General features: G+C 54.3%; 18 protein-coding genes. All 18 read left to right on the forward strand.

What is annotated here, in order from left to right; all coding sequences use genetic code 11:
• The first annotated feature begins 164 nt into the window (after positions 1-164).
• The 18 genes from JYB63_RS08225 (at position 165) to tssM (ending at position 22,729) form a co-directional block, all read left to right on the forward strand.
• Positions 165-2,183 carry a type VI secretion system Vgr family protein gene (locus JYB63_RS08225; RefSeq protein WP_205657378.1) on the forward strand — a complete coding sequence of 673 codons (2,019 nt, stop codon included), beginning with the start codon at positions 165-167 and terminating at the stop codon, positions 2,181-2,183.
• Positions 2,184-2,185: 2 nt separating this feature from the next.
• A complete protein-coding gene (locus tag JYB63_RS08230; RefSeq protein WP_205657379.1) occupies positions 2,186-2,737 on the forward strand; it encodes a DUF6931 family protein in 552 nt (183 codons plus the stop codon).
• A gap of 20 nt (positions 2,738-2,757) precedes the next feature.
• Positions 2,758-3,057: a PAAR domain-containing protein gene (locus JYB63_RS08235; RefSeq protein WP_205657380.1), complete on the forward strand. Its 300-nt coding sequence runs from the start codon at positions 2,758-2,760 to the stop codon at positions 3,055-3,057.
• Between the two features lie 194 nt (positions 3,058-3,251).
• On the forward strand, positions 3,252-4,631 hold the full coding sequence (locus JYB63_RS08240; protein WP_205657381.1) for a type VI secretion system protein TssA: 1,380 nt from the start codon (positions 3,252-3,254) through the stop codon (positions 4,629-4,631).
• 58 nt (positions 4,632-4,689) lie between these two features.
• Complete coding sequence (locus tag JYB63_RS08245; protein WP_205657382.1) at positions 4,690-5,214, forward strand: Hcp family type VI secretion system effector; 525 nt, start codon at positions 4,690-4,692, stop codon at positions 5,212-5,214.
• 22 nt (positions 5,215-5,236) lie between these two features.
• Positions 5,237-5,743, forward strand: coding sequence for a type VI secretion system contractile sheath small subunit (tssB, locus tag JYB63_RS08250; RefSeq protein WP_205657383.1), 507 nt, complete (start codon positions 5,237-5,239; stop codon positions 5,741-5,743).
• Entirely contained in the window at positions 5,740-7,224 is a 1,485-nt protein-coding gene (gene tssC / locus JYB63_RS08255) for a type VI secretion system contractile sheath large subunit (RefSeq protein ID WP_205657384.1), read from the forward strand. Before tssB ends, tssC (JYB63_RS08255) begins: the two co-directional genes overlap by 4 nt.
• 67 nt (positions 7,225-7,291) lie before the next feature.
• Positions 7,292-8,716, forward strand: a complete 1,425-nt coding sequence (gene tssC / locus JYB63_RS08260; RefSeq protein WP_205657385.1) for a type VI secretion system contractile sheath large subunit — start codon at positions 7,292-7,294, stop codon at positions 8,714-8,716.
• On the forward strand, positions 8,713-9,141 hold the full coding sequence (locus JYB63_RS08265; RefSeq protein ID WP_205657386.1) for a GPW/gp25 family protein: 429 nt from the start codon (positions 8,713-8,715) through the stop codon (positions 9,139-9,141). Before tssC (JYB63_RS08260) ends, JYB63_RS08265 begins: the two co-directional genes overlap by 4 nt.
• On the forward strand, positions 9,134-10,912 hold the full coding sequence (gene tssF / locus JYB63_RS08270) for a type VI secretion system baseplate subunit TssF (RefSeq protein WP_205657387.1): 1,779 nt from the start codon (positions 9,134-9,136) through the stop codon (positions 10,910-10,912). The genes JYB63_RS08265 and tssF overlap by 8 nt, the downstream gene beginning before the upstream one ends.
• A complete protein-coding gene (locus JYB63_RS08275) occupies positions 10,903-11,856 on the forward strand; it encodes a type VI secretion system baseplate subunit TssG (RefSeq protein WP_205657388.1) in 954 nt (317 codons plus the stop codon). Before tssF ends, JYB63_RS08275 begins: the two co-directional genes overlap by 10 nt.
• An 11-nt stretch (positions 11,857-11,867) precedes the next feature.
• Complete coding sequence (gene tssH / locus JYB63_RS08280) at positions 11,868-14,471, forward strand: type VI secretion system ATPase TssH (RefSeq protein ID WP_205657389.1); 2,604 nt, start codon at positions 11,868-11,870, stop codon at positions 14,469-14,471.
• A 116-nt stretch (positions 14,472-14,587) separates the two neighbouring features.
• Entirely contained in the window at positions 14,588-15,316 is a 729-nt protein-coding gene (locus JYB63_RS08285; RefSeq protein ID WP_243431878.1) for a substrate-binding periplasmic protein, read from the forward strand.
• Complete coding sequence (locus JYB63_RS08290) at positions 15,313-16,251, forward strand: FHA domain-containing protein (RefSeq protein ID WP_205657390.1); 939 nt, start codon at positions 15,313-15,315, stop codon at positions 16,249-16,251. Before JYB63_RS08285 ends, JYB63_RS08290 begins: the two co-directional genes overlap by 4 nt.
• Positions 16,251-16,748, forward strand: a complete 498-nt coding sequence (gene tssJ / locus JYB63_RS08295) for a type VI secretion system lipoprotein TssJ (protein WP_205657391.1) — start codon at positions 16,251-16,253, stop codon at positions 16,746-16,748. The genes JYB63_RS08290 and tssJ overlap by 1 nt, the downstream gene beginning before the upstream one ends.
• A gap of 13 nt (positions 16,749-16,761) precedes the next feature.
• Entirely contained in the window at positions 16,762-18,084 is a 1,323-nt protein-coding gene (gene tssK / locus JYB63_RS08300; protein WP_205657392.1) for a type VI secretion system baseplate subunit TssK, read from the forward strand.
• Positions 18,085-18,090: 6 nt separating this feature from the next.
• The gene (icmH, locus tag JYB63_RS08305; protein ID WP_205657393.1) at positions 18,091-19,290 is read left to right on the forward strand and encodes a type IVB secretion system protein IcmH/DotU; all 1,200 of its coding nucleotides are present in this window, start codon (positions 18,091-18,093) and stop codon (positions 19,288-19,290) included.
• 1 nt (position 19,291) lies between these two features.
• Entirely contained in the window at positions 19,292-22,729 is a 3,438-nt protein-coding gene (tssM, locus tag JYB63_RS08310) for a type VI secretion system membrane subunit TssM (RefSeq protein ID WP_205657394.1), read from the forward strand.
• Position 22,730: the final 1 nt, after the last annotated feature.

The following is a 22,730-nucleotide window of genomic DNA, read 5'->3' on the forward strand; positions in this document are numbered from 1 at the left end:
GGCAAAATTATCCGGTAATTCTTTCATGCTGTTTTCAGCCAGAACTGCAAAATGCATTCTCACAATATGACAGAGACACGGGGCCGGCCCGCTTCCGGTGGTATGAAAAACACGTGCCACGGTTTACTATCTCGTCAATCATTGAAGATGAAGGGGAACACACAATGGCTGTGTTAAGCGATCCGCAAAGCAGTAATCTGGTTGTCACGGACCATCAAGGTAACGGTTATGCTGCAACACAGCTGAAATGCCACAACGGCCTTTCAGTGCTGAGCAAGGTTGAAGCGGATCTGCTGAGCCTGGAAACCGACCCTTCAGCCTGGCTGGGAGAAGTGTTCACCTGTGAACTGTTCCAGCACCCGGGCAGTGACCGGACTGCGTTACGTACCTTTAAGGGGGTGGTCACCGCTGTTGAATTACTGAACACTGATAACCAGCGGCAGCCGGGTTTCCGGATTGTGATGGAGCCCTGGCTGGCGTTACTCGCCTACAGCAGCAAGCGCCGGGTATTCCAGAACATGACTACCCAGGCAATTGTCAGTGAGATCTTCGATGAACTGGGCTTTAAGGGCCAGTATAAAATTGATTCGATGCCTTCCGCGCAACGTGAATACTGCCTGCAACTTGATGAAACCGATCTGGCCTTTGTCCGTCGCCTGCTGGCGGAAGAAGGGGTGCATTTCTATTTCGGTAAAGATGACGACTCCAATACCCTGATTCTGCATGATGCCGCCAAGCCTTTTGATAAGGGCGGTAAAGTGACGCTGGATGATGCCAGCGCCCCCAGTGGTGATTACGACGTGGTGACCAACTGGTCCCCGGCGTTCAGATTTCATAACAGCAGTATCAAGCTGGGCAATTACGACTATAACCAGAGCAAACTGGTCAGCAGCAGCGCCAAAAGCAGCAAGTTTAAGCTGGCCGGTAACAGCAAAATTACCGAATCACGTTACCCGGCAGCCAGTGTGACCGGGCAGATGGATGATCTGAGCAGTGCGCTGGTGGAATGCTACCGGGCCCAGCGGGATACCGAATATCAGCTGGTGAAGGGTAATACGCTTAATACGGACCTGTGCAGCGGTACCTATCTGCAACTGGCAGCCCATAAAGACAGTGCTCAGCTGGATGATTATCTGCTGGTGAATGTTACCTATCTGGTCAGCGTTGAACGCAATAACAGCCTGAGTTTACAGGCGGATTTCAGCTGTGTACCTCAGGGTCATCTGCATTACCCGCAGGGTTTGCCGAAGCCTCAGGTGCAGGGCTTACAGAGTGCAGTGGTCGCCGGTAAAGAAGACGGTGAGCCTGCCTGTGATGATCAGGGCCGTATCCGGATACAGTTCCACTGGGATGAAGACGCCGAAGGGGATAAAACCAGTTGCTGGGTACGGGTTGCCCAGGCAATGGCGGGCAGCAGCTATGGCTGCCAGTTTATTCCCCGGGCCGGGCAGGAAGTGATTATCAGCTTTCTGAACGGTGATCCAGACCAGCCGGTGGTGACCGCCAGCCTGTTTAACAGCCAGAACAAACCGCCTTATCCGCAGGCGAATACCACCCAGTCGGGCATCAAAACCCAGCTAAAGGGTGAGTCCAATGAACTGCGCTTTGATGATAAAGCGGATAACGAACAGCTCTACCTGCATGCGGCCAAAGACATGCTGGTGGAAGTACTGAATAACGCGGAAGAAAAAGTCACCGCAGAAAAGAAAGTCAGCGTTGAAAAAGATATCAGCGTCACCGGCGAAGCCAACTATAGCCTGACCACTAAAGAGAATATCCAGCTGGAATCAGACAAGGAATATTCCCTGCAGGCAAAAGATGCCATCAGCGGGACGTCCAAGAAAATTGAATTCAGTGCCGATGATACCCTGGAACTGGTGGTGGGCAGCAGCAAGATTTCCATGAGCAGCTCCAAGATTGAAATCAAGAGCCCGGAAATCAGCATCAGCGGTGACTCCAAGGTAAGCATTAAAACCGCACAGCTGGCGGCGGAAGGTTCGGCATCGGTGGATATTAAATCATCCGCCAACATGAATCTGAAAGCCGGGGCGCAGCTGAATGCAGAAGGTCTGATGGCCACGCTGAAAGGTTCAGTGTCAGCGGAAGTAAACGGTGCCGCAGAGGCGAAATTAACAGCATCAGGAATGGCGACCGTGAAAGGCGGCATCGTAATGGTTAACTGAATATGTTGAAGAAAATCCCTTACGCAACCTGTCAGCCAATTCTGCAGCGTTATGAACCTGCAGATGAAGCGAAGGCTCTAGAGCAGGAAAGTCCGCAAACCCTGATAGAAAGTCTGCAGGAGCAGCAGCTTTATATCGAACTGATGACCTTTTTCTGCCATGCCCTGCCGATGCGTGAAACCCTCTGGCTGGCATGTCAGGCATTAAAAATCCGCGGCAAGCACTGGACTGATGATGAGAATCTGGCCATCGAAGATTGTCTGCGCTGGTTTAAAGAACCGGACGAAGCCAGCCGCCGTCTGGCGGAGCAGCATGTGCAGAAGCTGGAACTGAAATGTGCACCGGGCTGGCTGGCCCAGGCGGTTTTCTGGAATGGTAGCGGCAGCATTGCGGCCCTTGATCAGCCGCAGGTGTTACCGCCGGAATTTCTTTACGCCAAGGCCGCGGCCGGGGCGATTAATATGGCCGCAGCATTACCTGAATGGGATAAAGCAGACGCGTATAACAGCCGGGTGACCGAGCTGGCGCTGAAGCTGGCCCGGGGTGAGCGCTGAGCCACAGGGAGGAAATCACAATGACACTGGCAGCACGTTTAACCGATATGCACGTTTGCCCGATGCAAACCCCGGCGGTGGTACCGATTCCTCATGTGGGCGGTCCGATTATCGGCCCGGGGGCGCCAACGGTTCTGATCGGCGGTTTACCGGCGGTAGGGCTGGGTGACAGCTGTGTCTGTGTCGGCCCGCCGGACAGCATTGTTAAAGGCAGTGCCACGGTGATGGTCGGCGGCAAACCGGCCGCCCGAATGGGGGATACCACCGCCCACGGAGGCTCCATTGTGCTGGGTTGCCCGACCGTGATGATCGGCGGTTAAGAAAAATGGCATTAATTTATAAAATTTTATTTTAACGCTTGTTTTTTCAGACAATTTTCAGCTCAGGCACATACTCTTGCAACACATGTTTCAGAGTGGGTAATTAGCCCTAGATGCACTCAGGGTTATTGTGTATGTTATATCGACGCTGTAGCACGTACATAAGCTAAGTCGTCAATTGAATAAGGATTCTGATGGAAAACTTATCAGCGCCAGTCTCGGAAAGTTCGGCCGTTGGTGAATACCTGAAAGGTAACCGGGCGGTGTACCGGGCATTAAGAAATACCTTTAATCAGGCCCAGTCTGCGTATCGCCAGCTGATGGAATCGCCGGAAGCGATGGTGGATAACCAGCTGCAGAACCTCAATGGTGACTGCTGGCAGGCCCTTGCTGATCAGTGTCAGGAAACCTTGCTTAACACATCGAAAGATGTGGAAATCCTTTGCTGGCTGACCACCGCCAGAATCTTCAGCCGTACCCCGCTGGCCAGTCTTGATGAAGCCTTACAGGCCTTTGTTGAGGTGGTGACCGAGTATGGCGATCAGATGCACCCCCGTCCTCCGGTAGAAAAGCTTAAAGCCGATGATGAAGCCGGTCAGGCTGCTGAGTGGACAGAATTCCGTACCCGGCCGCTGATTCAGCTGCTCGGTGAGAGTGACAACAGTGGCTTGCTCTTTATGCCACTGCAGAATATCCCGCTGATCGGTGATATTACCTACGCCCGTTATTTCAGTGCCGAACGTGCCGGCAACCTGGCTGAACTGAAAGCAGAAGCCCTGCAACTGCTGGCTTCTGAGCGCAGTGCAGTGATCGATACCCTGCATACACTGGCAAGCTGTAAAACCCGGGTGGAAACCCTGCGGGACCTGTTTGCCGAACAGTGTCAGGCAGTGGGTATGCAGCCGGTTAACTTTGGCTTCCTGTTACGTTTATTCGATCAGTTACTGAATGCGTTACGTTTCATGCTGGAAGAACAGCTGACCCCGTGGCCGCTGGACCCGGTAGCAGAAGCACCGGCAGAAACGGTAGCTGAAACTGGGGTTGAAACGCTGGCTGAAGCAGCTCCGCAACCGGCCGCTGAGGCACCTGTTGCAGCAGCACAGCCTGCAGTAAGCAGTGCGCCGGCTCAGCCCGCGGCGGCTGCGCCTGCGGTAGCACCGGTGGCGCTGGCAGATGTAGCCGGTGCGATTCAGTCCCGTGATCAGGCGTTCCAGAACCTGCGTCAGATTGCAGATTATTTCCGTCAGACCGAACCCCACAGCCCTGTGTACATGCTGATTGAGCGGGCGATTCGCTGGGGCTATCTGCCGTTACCTGAATTACTGGCAGAAATGGTTGGGGATAATGCCTCCGTCATGGCCCGGATCGAAACCATGGCCGGGTTAGAAAACAACGAAAGAATTGACATACCGGGAGGCGGTACTGGTGTTGCGCCAGTGAGTCCGGTAAATGCCGTCACGCAGGTGAACTTACCTGCTGAGGACAACAGTCAGGCTGTAGCGAGTGAACCGACGCCGGCAGAACAACCGGCAGAACAGACAACGACGCAGAATATTTCCAGTTTTGAATGGTAATTCTGCTTAAATTATTGCGGCCGCAGAGGCGGTCATTTATATCCGAAGGAGAGTCCTAATGGCTTCTATTTACATGCGAATCGATGGTCTGGATGACATTAAAGGTGCAGCAACAATCGGTGATATCGGTGGTAAGAAAGGTTTCTTCGCTATCGATAACGTTTCCTGGGGTGCAGTACGTGGTGTAGGCGTCGATGTAGGTAACGCCAACAACGCAGACCAGGGCATGGTTGCACTGGGTGAACTGAACCTGTCCCGTCAGTCTGACGGCGCGACTCCACACCTGAGCACTTTCCTGTTCGCACCGGGCGCTGAAGGTAAAACTGTAGAAGTACTGCTGACCAAGCCTTCCCGTGAAGGTAACGGTGCTGATCCTTACATGATCATCACTCTGGAAAAAGCCCGTATTTCCAACTACAACATCAGCTGCGTTGACGGATCTCTGCCAAGCGAATCCATGTCTCTGACGTACACCACTATCACCAAGGTTTACTACCGCGAATCTGACGGCGGTAAGATCGAGAAGGGTGATACCGTTAAGTACGATGTGACCACTGCGAAGCTTGAATCCAAAGCGTCTTAATCACTATTTTGAGGGTTGAATTGTGGCCTTAAATTCACAACATAAACGCGTAAGCAAAAACCGTGTCAGCATCACCTATGATGTTGAAACAAACGGAGCGGTCGAAACCAAGGAATTGCCTTTGGTTGTTGGAGTGATGGGTGACTTTTCAGCCCACAAAGAAGACCGCGAAGAAGTTGAAGACCGTAGCTTTATCCAGGTGGATAAAGATAACTTCGACAGTGTCATGAAACGGGTAGGTCCGGAGCTGAAACTGAAAGTGGATAACACCCTGGCGGATGATGACAGCCAGATCGGTGTTGAACTGAAGTTCGATTCCATGAAGAGCTTTGAGCCGGACGCTATCGTCAGCCAGGTGGATGCCCTGCAGAAACTGGCCGATACCCGTGCTCAGCTGAAGACCTTGCTGTCTAAAGCTGACCGTTCCCGTGACCTGGAAAAACTGCTGAAAGAAGTACTGCAAAGTGCCGACACTATTAATGCGCTGTCATCTGAACTGGGCATTGAAGCGAAAGGAGACGACGCATGAGTGAAGAACAGTTAAGCTCTGGCGCCGCAGGCGCAGCAGCCGCCGAAGAAGGCAGCTTTCTGGACCGTGCCATTGCGGCCACGACCCAGACCCCTGAAGATACCACCAAAGAACTGTTTTCCGTACTGGCAGAACAGGCCCTGAGCGGCACCGTGGTATGGGATAAGAACCTGACCCTGACTATCGAAAAAGCCATCGGCGAAATCGATAAGCAGATGTCCCGTCAGCTGTCTGCCATCATGCAGCAGGACGATTTCCAGCAGCTGGAAGGCTCCTGGCGTGGTCTGAACAAGCTGGTGAAAGAAAGTGAACTGGGCCAGAGCCTGAAAATCCGCATGGTGGATTTCCAGAAAGAAGAGCTGCTGGATCAGTTTGAAGATGCCCCTGCGGTTGACCGCAGCCCGTTATTCGAAGCCCTGTATCAGCGTGAGTTCGGTACCGCCGGTGGTGAGCCTTACGGCCTGCTGATCGGTGACTACAACTTCTCTCACAAAGATGAAGATGTTGCCCTGCTGCGCTACATGGGTGAAACCGCTGCTGCCAGCCATGCACCGTTCATCGCGGCTGCGAATCCGGAAATGTTCGAATTCGACAGCTTCGAAACCTTTGACGAAGGCAAGCCTGTTGCCGCAGGTTTTGACTCCCCGGCCTATGCTGCGTGGAATGCATTCCGTGCCAGCGATGATGCCCGCTATGTTGCCCTGACCATGCCACGCACACTGGCCCGTCTGCCGTACGGCGACAAAGGTCTGAGCACCAACGCTTTCAACTATGAAGAGCTGGGTACAGATGCCGTGGGTAACCCGCGTCCGACCGATAACAGCCAGCTGGTCTGGTCTAACGCTGCCTATGACATGGGTCTGAAAATGACTCAGGCGCACACAGCCTTTGGCTGGTGCACCGCGATCCGTGGTATGGACAACGGCGGTAAGGTAGAAAACCTGCCTAACCTGACCTATCAGTCTGATGCCGGCGATCTGCAGCAGCAGTGCCCGATTGAAGTTAACCTGACCGATGAGCGCGAAAAAGAGCTCAGCGATCTGGGCTTCCTGCCACTGGTTCACTACAAGAACACTAACTACGGTGTCTTCATCGGTGGCCAGACGACGCAGAAACCTAAGACTTACACCGATCCGGATGCGACCGGTAACGCGGCGATTTCTGCCCGTCTGCCGTACATCATGGCAAGCAGCCGCATTGCACATTACCTGAAGGTAATGGGCCGCGACATGCTGGGTTCCAACCTGGAAGCCAACGACGTGCAGCGTGACCTGCAAACCTGGATTGACCAGTACACTAACTCCGGTGCGGTAGGCAATGCAGAGCGTTCCAAGACGCCACTATGTGAATCCCGTATCGAAGTGGTTGAACAGCCAGGCCGTCCGGGTGCTTACTCGGCAGTTGCCCACCTGCGCCCATGGCTGCAGCTGGAAGAACTGACGACCTCTGTTCGTATGGTAACCAAGATCCCGGGCGGCTGATGCCTCCTGTGATCTGAGTCTATAAGGCCGATAACTGGGCCCGCTTTCCGGCGGGCCTTGTATTCTTATGTTTCAAAATGACTGGCAAGACGCATTCAACATACTCGATCCGCAACAGGACGATTACCTGAGTCAGGCACTGACACTTATCGGTCAGTGGGATGACGCATGTCTGCAAAATACCGCCAGTTTAAAGTCCGGGCTTAACCGCCTGATTGCTGAACTAGATCAGCAACTCTCCACCCAGCTTGCTGAAGTGATGCACCATGAGGCGTTCTCCGAACTGGAAGCCCGCTGGCGCAACCTGCAAAGCCTGGTGACCCTGCCGGTCAATTATCAGCGTGTGGAAGTGAAGCTGCTGGATATCAGCTGGCGCGAAACCGCCCGTGATATCAACAGTGCTGCCAGCCTGAAGCACAGCCGTCTGTATAACAAAATCAGCAATAAAGAATTAAATACGCTGGGCGGTAAGCCGTTCGGCGCAATCGTGATTGATCATCAGGTCGCCATGGAAATGGACTTCGATGATGATTACGACGACCTCTATACCCTGGAATTGCTGGGGCAGTTAGGGGCAATCTGTCTGTGTCCGTTTTTGCTGGCACCGGCGGAGGACTTTTTTGGTTATCCGGGGGCGGACTGGTTATCGGATACCCAGCGGATCGGCAAGATCCTTGATGGCCCTGACTATGTGGGCTGGCAACAGCTGCGCAACAGCGTCGGTGCGCGCTTTGTGGGGCTGGTATTGCCTCAGGTGAAGCTGCGTGACGCCTATGAAAACCATCCCATCGGGTTTGTGTTTGATGAGCCAGAACGGGATAAACCAGGCCTGTGGGGCAATGCGGCGTTTGCCTTTGCCAGTGTCATTATCCGTGAATATAACCGGATAAACTGGTTCGGGTTTATGAAGTCCCGCTGGCAGGACAAATTTCAGGGTTCACTGCTGAATTTGCCCCCTAATGCCATGCAGAATTCGCCACTGAACAAGCCGGTGACAGACGTCCGGCTGTTTGGCCGTTTAGCCAGTTTTTACAGTGAACAGGGCTTTGTGCCGCTGGCCCAGAGCAGCCTGACCGACAAGTTTTATTTTTACGGCAACAACTCGGTGTGGAAATCCCGCACCAGTGATGCGGACAAGGTGATCTGCCAGTTGCAGACCACTTTAATGGTCTGCCGGATTGCCCATTATCTGAAAGTACAGATCCGCGGCATGATCGGTAGCTTCCGCACCGCCGCTGAATGTGAGCTGTTCCTCAGCCAGTGGCTGGATAACTACTGCAGTAATATTTCTGATGGCGATGAAGCCACGCTGGCCCGCTACCCGTTACGGAAGTCCGACCTGAAGATCAAAGAAGTGGACGGCAGCCAGGGACGTTTCAGCTGTGAGGTGGTGTTACAGCCCCAGTATCAGTTCGATAACTTCTTTGGCGAAGTGGTGCTGGCCACCGATCTGGGTGAAGGTGCTGACCTGCAGTCCGGAGTACTGGCATGAGTTTCTGGGAAAGCTTCCTGGCGGATCAGGACTATCAGGATGAACATCAGGCCCTGCTGGCATCGGTGCAGCATCAGTTGACCTGTTTGCTGGAATCGGAGGCACCGCTGCTGCCTTTTGGGGAGCGGCTGCCGGAGCTGGACAGTTCAAACCTGCGTTACGGCGTGGACTGTCTGCAGTCGATCAGCAGCCAGATAAATAAAGATCAGCTGGCCAATAAGCTGGCCAACTGGATAAAAGCATTTGAACCACGGCTGCAAAGTGTCAGCGTGGAAGTGTTTGACCGTAAGGCTCAGTCGAACTCCATCGAGTTTTCGTTACTGGCGACCTTACGCACCGGAGATACGGTGCATTCACTGGTGTTTGACTCAAACATCAGCCTGGCAAACCAGAAAGTGGATTTAGAGGGGCAGGATATTGTCTGATCAGTTATTGCGCTATTACGAGCGGGAACTGGCCTATGTGCGCCGGGCAATGACGGCCTATGCCCAGCGCCATCCGGAGCAGGCGGCCAAGCTGCATATCGACCAGAACAGCATCGAAGATCCGAACATTAACCGCCTGATTGACGGTATGGCGTTACTGACCGCCAAAACCGAAGAACGGCTGGATAACCGTTTTCCGGAAATTGTGCAGGGGCTGCTGTCGACCCTGTATCCGGGCTACAACCAGATATTACCCAGCTACTGTGCGCTGCAGCTGGATGCCGCCGCTGAAGATCTCAGTGAAGCGGTACGTTTACCGGCTAAAAGCCCGGTGACCATTGATACGCCGGATGGCAAGCAGTGCCGGTTTACCACCCTGGATGATTTGCATATCCAGCCTTTCAGCCTGACGGAAGTGTCCGCCCAGACAGCCCCGTTTGTGAATAAACCCGCCAGCGTGCGCAATGCTGAAGCGGTGATCCAGCTGAAAATCAGTTGTGCAGATCCTGAAGCCAGTTTTGCCCAGCTGGACACAGAGCATTTTGATTTTTATGTGCGTGGGTTCGAGCAGAACTCCGCCAGCCTGATTGAATTACTGCTGACCCAGACGGAAGCGGTAGTGCTGTCTGATATCAGCGAACAGCAGCAACGCAGTGTGGATGTCAGCCGTATGAACAGCCGGATTGCTGACCCGCAATTTAACTGGCTGCCCCGTTACGGCAATCAGTTCGGCGGCTTCGATATGCTGCGGGATTACTTTACCTACCCGGACAAAGCTGCCTATTTCCGGATCGCTGATCTGGGCCGGGAAATGGCCGGTCTGGATGTTTCAGAATTACTGCTGAGTCTGTATGTACGGGAATTACCGGCCGAATTTTTACGGCTGTTTAACACCGACGTATTCAGCCTGAATACGGTGCCGGCACTGAACCTGTTTAAGCAGCCCGGCGAACCGATGAGCTACGACTTCTCCCGGCTGAGTGTACCGGTGATGGCCGACAGCGAAGCCGACAGCAATCTGGAAGTGGTGGCGGTCGACGGTGTTCGGGAAATTCATTCCGACGGTGAATATCCCCTGCGGCCGCTGTACAAAAGCAGCTACCGCCAGCCGGTGGATGCCCGCCAGTGGCAAACCGTGCAGCGCTGGGATAAAACCGGCCAGCGGCACATGGAACTGACGATTAATTGTCAGAACTCAGATTTACAGCAGGACCGCATCGTACTGGCGCTGGATCTGTGGTGCTGTAATGGCCGTCACCCCTGTGTGATCAAGGCTGGCGCGCCGGCGGAAAGTCAGGCCGCAATTGACCTGCCCGGTGAACTGAAAGTGCTGCGTGCCCCCAGTGCCCCCCATTATCCGGTGTTGGATGAATCCCTTAACTGGCGGTTTATTGCCCTGCTGAATGCGAATTTTGCGTCCCTGCTGCAAACCGATGATCCCACGGGAGCTCTGCAGGAAGTGCTGTCCCTGTGTAATCACCGTCATACCTGCCGTCAGGCGGACAGCATTAAAGATGTCACTTATGGGCAGCAGGTGGCTCCGATGACCATTTGCGGGCAGAACATATTTGCTGCCGGCACCCGGGTGGATGTGGTGCTGGATGCCGCCGTGATGAGCGGCCAGAGCGCAGTATTTGCTGCGGTTTTGAACGGCCTGTTCATGCAGTTCTGCAGTTATGACCGCTTCATTGAAGTGGAGGTCAGTCACTTTGGTGATGACCGCTTCCGGCAGACCTTCCCAAGGGTACACGGGAGCCAGTTATGTCTGTAATGGATACGGCCCTGCAGCGGCCCAAGCGGTTTGATTTTCTGCAGGCCATCAGGCTGTTACGCAGCATGGCGCCGGATGCGGATGTGCAGCTGCGCGCCGAACCTATGCCGGAAGGTTATGCCCACGAAGTGCAGAGCATTCAGCAGCAGGGGCGTGATTTTAAGATCAGCCTCGGCTTGCAGGCACTGTCCGGGGTTAAAGGGGTATTGCCGGATTACCTGTACGAAGCGCTGCTGGACAGCCTGCATCAGGATGATCATGCATTAAGCGAATTTCTGGACATCTTTAACCACCGTTTCCTGCAGCTGAAGCAGCGGTCGCTGGAACAGCAAAACCTGTTGCTGCAGGACGAACAGGAACAGCTGAGCAGCCCGCTGCCTAATCAGGTCAGCCAGCGTCAGGCACTGAGTAAGCTGGCGGCGTTGCCGGTGCACAGCGGTGATGATGCAGAACTGCTGGGCTACAGCATTTTACTGGGCCTCAAAGCCCGCAGTCTCAGCGGCTTAAAGCAGTTGCTGGAAGATTACTTTGAATTGTCGGTTCAGGTCCGTGTGGGGGAAAGCACCCGGCACAGGCTGCCGGCCTCGTCCCTGACCCGGTTAGGCGGTGGGCCACGGGCGAACAGCCAGTTAGGGCAGGGGATGTTGCTGGGCAAGGTCGGCACCCTGCATCTTCAGCGGCTGGAGGTGCTTATTGAACCGCGCAGTCAGGCTGAATTTATGGCCCTGAAGGATGACACGCAACTGACCCGGCGACTGCGGGAAGTGTGTCACGCCTATCTGCGGGACAGTAACGACCTGCGCCTGTATCTGCATGTCAGACGGGCATTTATCTCTGAGCCGCAACTGAGCACCGACCGGTGTCTGGCTGTGCGGCTCGGTGAAGCGAATTGTTTAGCTCCTCAGGCGCGGCCTGATGAGTATCGAAAAATACTTTTAGTATAAGGAACAGGCATATGTCACAGGTGAAACTGGGAAATCTGGTTGCCAAGCTGGAAACAGGATTAAAAAATGCTCTGGAACAGGCTGCCGGTGCGGCGATGAATCAGCAGGTACCTGCCATTGAGACCGAGCACTGGCTGGTACAGTTACTGACCTTAAAAGATACCCATCTGTTGCAACTGATCAGCGCCCAGAACCTGGATCAGGAAAAGCTGCTGGGTGAGCTGAACGCACGGATTAATGCCCTGCCAAAAGGCAGCGAAGGCCAGCCAACCCTGAGTAAAAATATCAGTGATCTGATTGAATCCGCCTGGCTGATGGCGTCGGTGGATTATGGCCATCAGCAGATTCTCAGCCTGCACCTGGTGCTTGCGATGCTGCAGACCGATCACTTCGGTGTTAAGAAGCTGGCGCTCAAATCGCTGGAAACTGTTTCTCTGGAAGCCCTGCAGTCGCAGATTTCCAAACTGACCACCGCGGCTCCGGCAGGTGGCAGCGCACCTGCAGCAGCCGGTGGTGCACCGGCGGCGGGTGGCGCACTGGATAAGTACACTGTAAACCTGACAGCCCAGGCCCGCGATGGTCAGATCGACCCGATTTCCGGACGTAACGACGAAGTCCGCCAGGCCATTGATGTGCTGTGCCGTAAACGTCAGAACAACCCGATTTTAGTGGGTGAGCCCGGTGTGGGTAAAACCGCCGTGGTGGAAGGGCTGGCCCTGCGCATTGTCGCCGGTGAAGTACCGACCGCTCTGCAGGGCGTCGAGCTGCACTCGCTGGATCTGGGCCTGCTGCAGGCCGGCGCCAGCATCAAGGGTGAGTTTGAAAACCGCCTAAAAGACGTCATCAGCGAAGTGAAGAACTCCGCTATCCCGATCATCATGTTTATCGATGAAGCTCACACCCTGATCGGTGCCGGCGGTGCGGAAGGCCAGAATGACGCTGCTAACCTGTTGAAGCCAGCGCTGGCACGGGGTGAGTTTAAGTCCCTGGCGGCGACCACCTGGGCGGAATACAAGAAATACTTCGAGAAAGATCCGGCACTTACCCGTCGCTTCCAGGTGGTGAAAATTGCTGAGCCAAGTGCTGAAGATGCCATCCAGATGCTGCGGGGTATCGGCGAGTCCCTGAGTGAACACCACGGCGTATTTATTCGTGAAGAGGCCATTGAGGCGGCGGTTAACCTGTCGATCCGTTACCTGCCGTCCCGTCAGTTGCCGGATAAAGCCATCAGCCTGCTGGATACCGCCTGTGCCCGGATCGCCCTGACCCAGAACGCCAAGCCAGAAACCATTGAATATCTGGAACAGCAGATCCGTTATCTGAATAACGAGCGCAGTGCCAAACAGACCGAGCAGGCGGTATTTACCACCGGCGCGGATTCCATTGAGGCACTGAACGGCCAGATCGCAGAAATGAATGCTGAGCTGGAAGCCCTGCAAACCCGCTGGGAACAGGAGCTGGAACTGGTGGAGCAGATCCGCACAATTAAAAGTGAAATCCAGACTGCCTACTCAGAAGATCATGTCAGCGCTGAACAGCAACAACAGATGCTGCAATTGATGGATCAGCTGGAAGCCCTGCAGGGAGACGATCCGTTAGTGGTACCGCTGGTGAATCAGCAGGTGATCTCTTCTGTTATCAGCAGCTGGACCGGCATTCCGGTGGGTAACATGCTGCGGGATGAAGTGGCCAAACTGCTGAGCATGGAAGATGACCTGCACAAACGGGTTATTGGTCAGGAAACGGCCATTAACGAGCTGGCCAAGAGTATCCGTATTTCCCGTGCCGGCCTGACGGATAACCGCAAGCCGGTAGGTGTATTCCTGATGTGTGGCCCGAGCGGTGTGGGTAAAACCGAAACCGCCATGGCACTGGCAGATCAGGTATTTGGCGGGGAAGACAGCCTGACCATCATTAATATGACCGAGTTTAAGGAAGAGCACAAAATCTCCATGCTGCTGGGCTCGCCGGCCGGTTATGTGGGCTTTGGTGAAGGCGGCGTGCTGACGGAAGCTATTCGCCGTAACCCGTACTCGGTACTGCTGCTGGATGAGATGGAAAAAGCCCATCCGGGTGTTCATGACCTGTTCTATCAGATCTTCGATAAGGGCCACATCAAAGACAGTGAAGGCCGCACGGTGGATTTCAAAAACACCATTATCATCATGACCTCCAATGCCGCTGATCAGGCGATCTGTGATATCTGTGATGCCAATGAAACCCGTCTGGAAAACTCAGAGTTGGTGGAAGAGATTCGTCCGGAACTGCAGAAGTTCTTCAAGCCGGCGTTCCTGGGCCGTACCACGGTGGTGCCGTACTACCCGCTGAATGCAGAAGAACTGATGCAGATTACCGAAATCAGCCTGAAGCGCATCCGTAAGCGTTTGCTGGAGCAGTACAACGCCAGCTTCGACTGGGATCAGGGCCTGCTGGACCTGGTAGTGGCCCGTAACACAGACCCGACCACCGGTGGCCGGGCGGTGGAGCAGATCATTAACCGTTCCCTGATGCCACAACTGGCGGAGCAGTGCATTACCCGTCTGAGCGAAGGCCAGACCATCAATGCGGTTAAAGTCAGTGTGGAGCAGGGCAACCTGCAGTTAGATATCGATTAAGGACAACGGAGAGTCTCTGTTTGCATAACAATTGCCTGAAATGGCACCTATGTGCCGGTTTCATAAGCAGTTTGCGCGTCCCGGGCCTTGCCAGAGATGCGCAATGCAAACACAATATGTCTATGCGTAAAAAACCGTCTACAGCCCTGTTTACCGCTCTGCTCAGTGTCTTTGTGATGCTGCTGCCGGCGGCTGCCCAGGCGCAGGAGCGGATCAGGCTGGCTACCCAGAGCTGGCCGCCGTTCCAGATGGTTGAAGAAGGGCAGTTAAAGGGTCAGGCCATCGAGCGGGTACAGTGTGCCCTGCGGGAAATGGGGCAGCCTTATGAGCTGCACCTGATGCGCTGGGACCGGGCCCAGCTACTGGTGGAAACCAATCAGTTTAACGGTTTCTTTTCCGGTTCACCGAACAGTTCAAGAGCCCGTTACGCGGTGCCTTCTGCCCCGGTGATTTCGGTACCGCTGAGCTGGTATCTGGCGCCGAATGTCGAGCTGGATGTCACCAGTGAAGAGGCGAAAGATCAGGCCCGTTACGGGGCTAAATTTAATACCTCTAAATGGCTGTTTCTGGCAAAGAACGGCTATAACGTGGTGAAAAAACCACAGGATGCAGAAGCACTGTTACGGATGCTGCGTAACGGTGATCTGGACGTGGCGCTGGAATATGAAGACGTCTTCGAACTGGCCATGGAAAATCAGGGTGTATCCCCCCAGCGGTTTAAGAAGATTCCCTATAAAGTCCGGGATCTTAGCGTGCATTTTTCAAAAACGTTTTTGCACCAGCGGCCAAACTTTCTCAATGCCTTCAACGCTGCTCTGGTTCAGTGTATAAAGAGTGAATCATGACGATAAGCATCCAACTGGTTGAAGTGCCAGAAAACGAGAAGGTCCCCAGCCGGCAAGTGATTCTGCCCGCCAACGGCGGCACGATTGGCCGTGCTTATGACTGTACTCTGGTGTTACCGGATTTTGATCGCAAACTGTCCCGAAAACATCTCCGCATTGACCTTTCACCCCAGGGCAGTTTTCAGGTGACGGATCTGAGCGTCAACGGTTCTACCCTGAACCAGCAGCCGCTGAACCGCGGCATCCCTCAGCAGATCAGCGACGGCGATATTCTTAAACTGGGTGATTACACCCTGTTACTCAGCGATATGGTGCCTTTCCTGACCGACACGGTAGAGGAAGAGGTTGTGGTGACTGAAGAACGCCGTGAGCCGGTGTTTTCAGTTGATAACCTGCAGATTGATGAATTCAGCACCCCGCTGGATGACCTTCACAGCAATGAAATTCAGGCCCCGGAAGAGGCCGGTTTCTCTGCGGATAATGTCATGGCGGATGATCAGTTCGGCCATGATCCGTTTGATGACACCGTGGAACTGAAAACCCCGGAACCAAAGCTGACTGCTGATCCGTTCCGTACGGCAGAAGTGGTTACCCTTGAAGGCGAAGATCTCGAACCGGTTGGCGATACCGCACAGTTAAGCCGCAGTATCCAGCAGCTGCAGCGCAGCCTGCAACAACAGCAACAGATGCAGATGGGCATGTATGGGCAGGACAAACTGCTGGAATGCCTGGGCGCAACGCTGGACCGTTTTCTGGAAGAATTTGAGCCCGGGCAGCTGGAAGGCATGTTCGACGAATATACCTCCGGCTGGGGCAACCGGGACAAGAAATACTGGCGGCTATACAAGAAACAGTTCAGCCGTCGCCGCGACCGTAATGAGTTCCATCAGCAGTTTACCGCTCTGTTTATGGAAGAACTGCGGAGGAAGAAATAATGCGTGCCCTGTGGGTAAGTTTACTGGCGCTGGTGCTGGTGGCCTGTTCGTCCTCCGCGCCACAGGAAACCCCGCCGCCGGTGAGCCGGGTGCTGCACATTAATACTGCCGGGCAGCTGAACCCTTATGGCGGTGAAAACGCCCATCCGGTGGTGCTGCGCCTGTATCAGCTTACTGAAGCGGGCAGCTTCCGTAATGCTGCCTTTCTGGACCTTTACCAGAATGATCAGCAGGTGCTGGCCAGTTCACTGGTGGATACCCTGTATCTGGATCCGGTGCTGCCGGCGACGGAACAGCAGATCAATATAGATGTACATTTTCGCAGCCGTTATCTGGCGGTGCTGGCCGAGTTTTCCGAGTATGAGAATGCCGTTAACCGGGCGCTGCTGAAGCTGGATGAAGACAATGAAGATCAGGAATTCAGAATAGAGGTTGCCGGGCTGCGGGTCAGTCTTGGAACGCAACCGGAGAAGTCCTGGTGGCAGACGATATTTTAGGCAGAGGTACCACGTGAGACGACAGCAACGAGTAGTCTGGCAGGAAGGCATGTTTATCTCGCCGCAGCATTTTCAGCAGCAGGACAGACATTACCGCCACTATGCAGAGCAGTATGCCGTAGCCGCCGGCCATGACGGTTATGGGTTGTGTGAACTGCAGATCGACCGTGAACGGCTGAAAATCGGTAAAATTGTTGTCACCGTCTGCAAAGGCATTTTCCCGGACAATACCTACTTTGAAAGCAACCACGAGCTGTTGCTGGATGTGCCGGAAAATACCCTGAATAAAAGTGTCTTTCTGGCTCTGCCTCTGGTGGTGGACGGTGAAGTTGAATATGGCCCGGCGGCGGAAAAACGCCGTCATCTGGTAGAAGATATCACCCTGTTTGATACCTCAGATGCCAGCACCAACAGCATTGATGCCAGAGTGGCCCGGCCGAATATCCGTCTGATTCTGGAAGGGGAAGACACCACCGGCCTGACAGTGATTCCGGTCGCCCGTATTCTGGAACGCCGGGAAAGCGGTGCTGTGATTCTGGATCAGCGTTTTATTCCCGCCAGTCTGCACTACGGTGCATCAGCGCTGTTAACCGAGCGCCTGCAGGAGCTGCAGGTGCTGATCGAAACCCGTGCCAGCATGGTGCAGCAGCGAATCGGTAACGGCCAGCAAAGCATGAGCGAACAGAGCCTGCTGCGTGAATACCTCTGGTTGCAGACCCTGAACCGCTGGATTCCCTGGCTGACCCATACGCTGGATAATCCGCAGACCCTGACCAGCGAAGTGTATCTGCAGCTGGCAACGCTTTCTGCGGAACTGAACAGTTTTGTGCCGGCCATTGCCAAACCGCTGGCCTCGTTACAGTACGATGCCATGCACCGTGGTTTTATGCCGCTGTTTACCCGTTTGCGGGAACAGCTCTCGGTGGTGCAGAAAGACAGCGTACTGGAATTCCCGTGGGATACCCGCCTGTTCGAGAAGCGCCGTCTGTTACGGGCCTCTGTGGCGGATATCAGTAACCTCAGTGGTCACCGTTTTATTCTCTGTGTGGAATCCAGTATCGGCAGCGCTGCTCTGTCTCAGCTGGTACCAAGCGCCTGTAAGCTGTGTGGCCTTTCCCAGATCGCTGAAGTGGTGCGTAACGCCCTTTCCGGCGTGACTCTGACGCCGATGCCGGTGGCGCCGAGCGAGCTGAAGTCCAAGTCTGATGCGGCCTATATCGAAATTGATACCCATCATCCTTACTGGCAGAGCCTGGTGGAAAAACGTGAACCGCTGGCGCTGCATGTGGATGTCCGGATTCCGGACATTAACGTTAAGCTGTATGTGCTGGATTAAGCCTGTATGACTCAGGATTACCTGGACGAACTCACCGTTAACATCCGTCAGGCTGATACTGTCAGCCCGGCGACGGATCAGTCACGTCCGTTAATCCCGCTGGAAAATGCCCCGGCGCTGAAATACCAGCTGCAGAATATTCAGCAGTTGCAGCAGTTCAGCCAGTATCCCAACCCGTTACTCAATGCCTGTGCAGAGGCGCTGGCGCTGTGCGTCAGTGTGCAGCGGATGTCCCGGCCGGATGACATGCACCGTTTCCGTCAGGGACTGGTGAATGCCATTACCGATCTGAAACAGCGTATCGCCGGGCTGGATTATCCGGCGTCTGTAGCAGATAAAACCTGCTTCCTGTTCTGTATCGTGCTGGATGAGTTCATCCTTAACTGTGACTGGAATGAAGAGTGCCGCTGGGAAAACCAGACCCTGCTCAGTGAGCTGTTCGGCATGCGTGACGGCGGTGAGCAGTTCTACGTGGTAGTAGAAAAAGCCCTCAGCCAGCCGAACCTGCTGGTGGATATGCTGGAAGTTATCTACGTGCTGCTGAAAATTGGCTTTAAGGGCCAGTATCACCTGCACGGCCAGAAGCATATTGACGGCATCTACTACAAAATTGAAAGCGTGTTGCGGGATACCCGGGCACCTTCGTTACAGATTCCGTTACATACCGAAAAGCCGGCCAAGCCCCGGCGCAGCCCCCGTCCAGGCGGTCAGATGCCGTTTATGTGGCTGACGGTGCTGTTTATGTTTGCCATTGCAGCGACCTGGGTAGGGTTGTCGTTTTGGTACAAGGATACCTATGCAGCCCGCACCGAGGGTTTCAGCAAGCTGGCGGAATATACTGATAAGCTGCAAAAACGCCATGATGACAATGTGGTGGTGTACGTCAGTACTGATGATGAACTTAAGCCGGTGGCGTCGCCTGTTCCGAAACCGGCGCCGAAACCGGTCAGCAAACCTGCGCCTGCCGGTGCCACACCTGTGTGGGTGGTTCAGGTCGGCTCATTCCTGCGCCAGGCCGATGCTCAGTCCCGGGTCGACAAGTACAACTTCAGCGCCCGCGGCTCCGTAATTCAGTACTGGAAAGGCCGTTACCGTATTCTGTTACCGACCGCTAACCGTACCGCGGCGCTGAGCCTGATGAAAACCGTCCGTGAAGAAGGGGTCAGTGATGCCTTTATTTTCCGCAGTACAGGAATAGGAGGTTAGCGTGGCGAAAAAATCCCGCCCGTTGTGGCCGTTTATTCTGGTAACTGTACTGATCGGCGTATGCCTGTTCGGCGGTGCTTACCTGTTGCAGTTCTGGACCTTTGCCAGCCCGGTTGAAATGACTGTAAGCGGCCTGACGGCCCTGTTGCTGGCGGTGATGGCCGGAGGCTTAAGCTGGAAGTTCTGGGGGCAGGCTGAGGCACCTGAAGAAGATGCTGAACAGCGCCAGCGGGAAGATAAACGTAACTATCTGCAGCAACAGACTGATCTCCATTTGCAGGCCTGCTGGCAGCATGTACGGCAGTTGCGGGGCTCCCCTTATACGCTGCCCTGGTATTTCATGCTTAACCGTGAGCCGGGTGATGCTGAGCTGTTACAGCATATGGGTTTTGACAAAATTAAGCTGGAATCGACCACCCAGCCATTGCCGGTAGCTTTCTGGCTGAATGAAAGCGCCATCCTGATCGAGTTGCACGGTGATGCGGATGCCGACAGCGTGGAGTTTTGCCAGCAACTACTGGTTAAGCATCTGGCCAAACAGCGGCCACGGCAGGGGGCGAACGGCATTCTGCTGAGCGTACCGGTTCAGGATGTCATGAACCGCAGCAGTGATCAGCTGGAAGCGCTGGCGAAACAGCAGCGGGGCTTTATTAAAACCCTGAATCAGGCGTTTGGTGTCAGCCTGCCGGTGTATTCTCTGTTCACTGAAGTGTCCGCCGTCAGTGATTTCTGTCAGTTCTTTGCCAGTTTTGACGAGCAACAGCTGGAGCAGTCTTTCGGGGCAATGCTGCCGGCGGATAAACACGGCTTTGATCCCCAGTGGTTTGATTCATCTTTTGATGCCCTGCAGGAACAGTTGTCCCTTAACAGTACCCCGGCACTGAGCGCGCAGCTGGCGGAGTCTTACCGCAGTGCTGTGATTGCCGGGCCTCATCAGTTTGGCCTGCTGAAGGCGGATCTGGCCAGCTATTTCCGGCAGTTGTTCCTGGATAATCAGTATCAGACTGAAGCACTGCAATTCCGGGGGTATTTCTTTGTGAATGCCCACGGAGAAGGTTTGCCGACCGATCGTCTGACCATGCATCTGGCGTCCCGGCTGGGCTACAGCACCCTGTTGCCTGCGGGTAATGATGTGGTGCCTCATCAGTTATTTGCCCGGCAGTTAATGCAGCAGAACATCTTGCCTGAAAAGTCTCTGGTGGGGGTTAACCGCTATAAAGAAAGCAGCTACAGCCTGCTTAAGCTGGTGTTCTCGGTAGGATTGCTGGCGGTGCTGGGTGCCTGTCTGTGGCTGTTTAAGGCTAATTACGATTACTACACGGCGATGGAACAGGAAGCGGCACAGCAGCTAACCGCTTACAAACGGCAACTGATCAACAATAAGGATCAGAGTGATGAGCTGGCGGTACCGATCGCCAACCTGACCGAACTGCGTAAGATCCGGGCTATATTCCACCGGCCGGAGCCCTGGTATGCGATGTCGTTCCTGCCAAATCCGAGCATTAAGAAGGCCGTGGACGGTGCCTATGATGACGCCCTCAAAGATCAGCTGTTAATCGAGTTGAGGGATTACCTGCTGCGGGATCTGTACGTATATAACCGTCTGGATGACAAGGTTAAGACCCTTGAGTTGTATAACCTGCAGAAGCAGTTGTTTAATGCCCGGCGCACTGATGTGAACAGCCTGAGCAATTACTATCTGAATTCCCTGCAGGAAGAGGGGGTGACCGACAGCCGCCTGATTAATCAGTTCAAGCTGCTGCTGAGTGATTTGTTTGCCCTTAAAGTGGCGCCGCCGAAAGACAATCAGGAACTGCTGGAACTGGTGGATCAGTCACTGGCGACCCAGGATCTGGGGGACCTGCTGTATACCCAGTTGCTGCAGCAACCGCACCTCAGCCAGAAACTGAATCTGCTGGATAAGCTGGGACAGAACTACGATGACGTGTTTACCTTTAAGGATGACAGCGTCTATAACGTGCCTTATATGTTCACCCGTGAAGGCTTTCTGGAAATCATGGGCAGCTCCGGTTTTGAGTTCGCCAATGACTGGGTTGCAGACTATAAGGACGTTGTCGGTGATATCAGCGGCAATCAGGATTTCAGTCAGATAAACCGTAAGCTGCGCCTGCGTTATACCCGGGATTATGTGGAACACTGGCAGCGTTTTGCCAGCGCCCTTGAATGGCAGCCGACCACCGGCTGGAGTGAAATTAGCCAGCAACTGATATCCGCTACTGATCCCGCCAGCTCGCCGTTGCTCAGAGTCTATGAACTGCTGGATTATCACACCAGTCTGGAGGCGGCAGTAGAGGGAGTATTAAAAGCTCAGGAAGCCGCGAAAGCTAAGCCGGCAGATGCTGACGCTGGTGCACCTGCAGACAATCCGTTAGCACCTGCAGACTTACAGACTCCTGCCAAACATCTGGGCATTACCCAGGCAGCGGAAACCATTGCCCGGCCGTTTGCCCCGTATAAACGTCTGATACAACCGGATGATAAGGGCGTTAGCCCGCTGGGGTTTGCCACTCAGCATATGACCGCCACGCTGGAATGGTTACAGCAGGGTGTCCAGAGCAAGCAACGTGGTAATAAGTTCCTTGGCCAACTGAACGGTGAAGTGAATAACCCGCTGCAGCGTCAGTTGGATATCGCGGTTAAATACAACGGTGTGGTGCGGGATATGCTGGAGCATACCGCCCGGCAGCTGAATGATCTGGCAATGCTGGAAGTACAAGGGTTCCTGCAGCAGCGTTGGCAGGCAGAAGTACTGAATGACTATCTGCAGAGTGTCGCGCCTTATTACCCGGTGAATCCTTTATCCGATCAGGATATTCCGCTGGCAACCTTTAAAGAATTCTTTGCGGCGGATGGCCGGATCAGTGACTTTGCCAAGCGCTATGAGCCGTATTTTACCGATAAAGAAAACATCTATCCGGGCTTACCGAGCTTTTTGCAGGATCAGGATATCACCATTAACCGTCAGTTCTGGCTGATGCTTGGCCGGCTGAAGCAGGTGCAGGCGGTTATGTTTAACAACGGGGTACCGGGGTTTAATTTCTCTGTGCGGATTGATGCTATGAGCAGCGGTGTAACGGAGTTCAACCTGCGCAGTGATAAGCCACTGTATACCTACCGTAATGGCCCGGCACTGTGGGCGAAGATGAACTGGCCGGTGTCGGAAAACAGCAGCCGTACCCTGAGCCTGCAACTGAAAGGCAGCACGAAAGTGCTCAGTGAAGCCAGTTTCCCGGGTATTTGGAGCTGGTTCCGCATGGTGGATCAGCTACAGGGTGAATCCCTGCCGGATGGCAGCACCAACAGCCTGACCTGGCAGGACGGCCAGGAGTCTGCCAGCCTGCTGGCCCGGACAGAAAGCGGTGAGAATCCGCTGTATGTCGGTTTCTTTGATCAGCTGCAGTTACCTGAACGGCTGTAAG

This window comes from Aliamphritea spongicola, assembly GCF_017051665.1.
Taxonomy (GTDB): domain Bacteria; phylum Pseudomonadota; class Gammaproteobacteria; order Pseudomonadales; family Balneatricaceae; genus Amphritea; species Amphritea spongicola.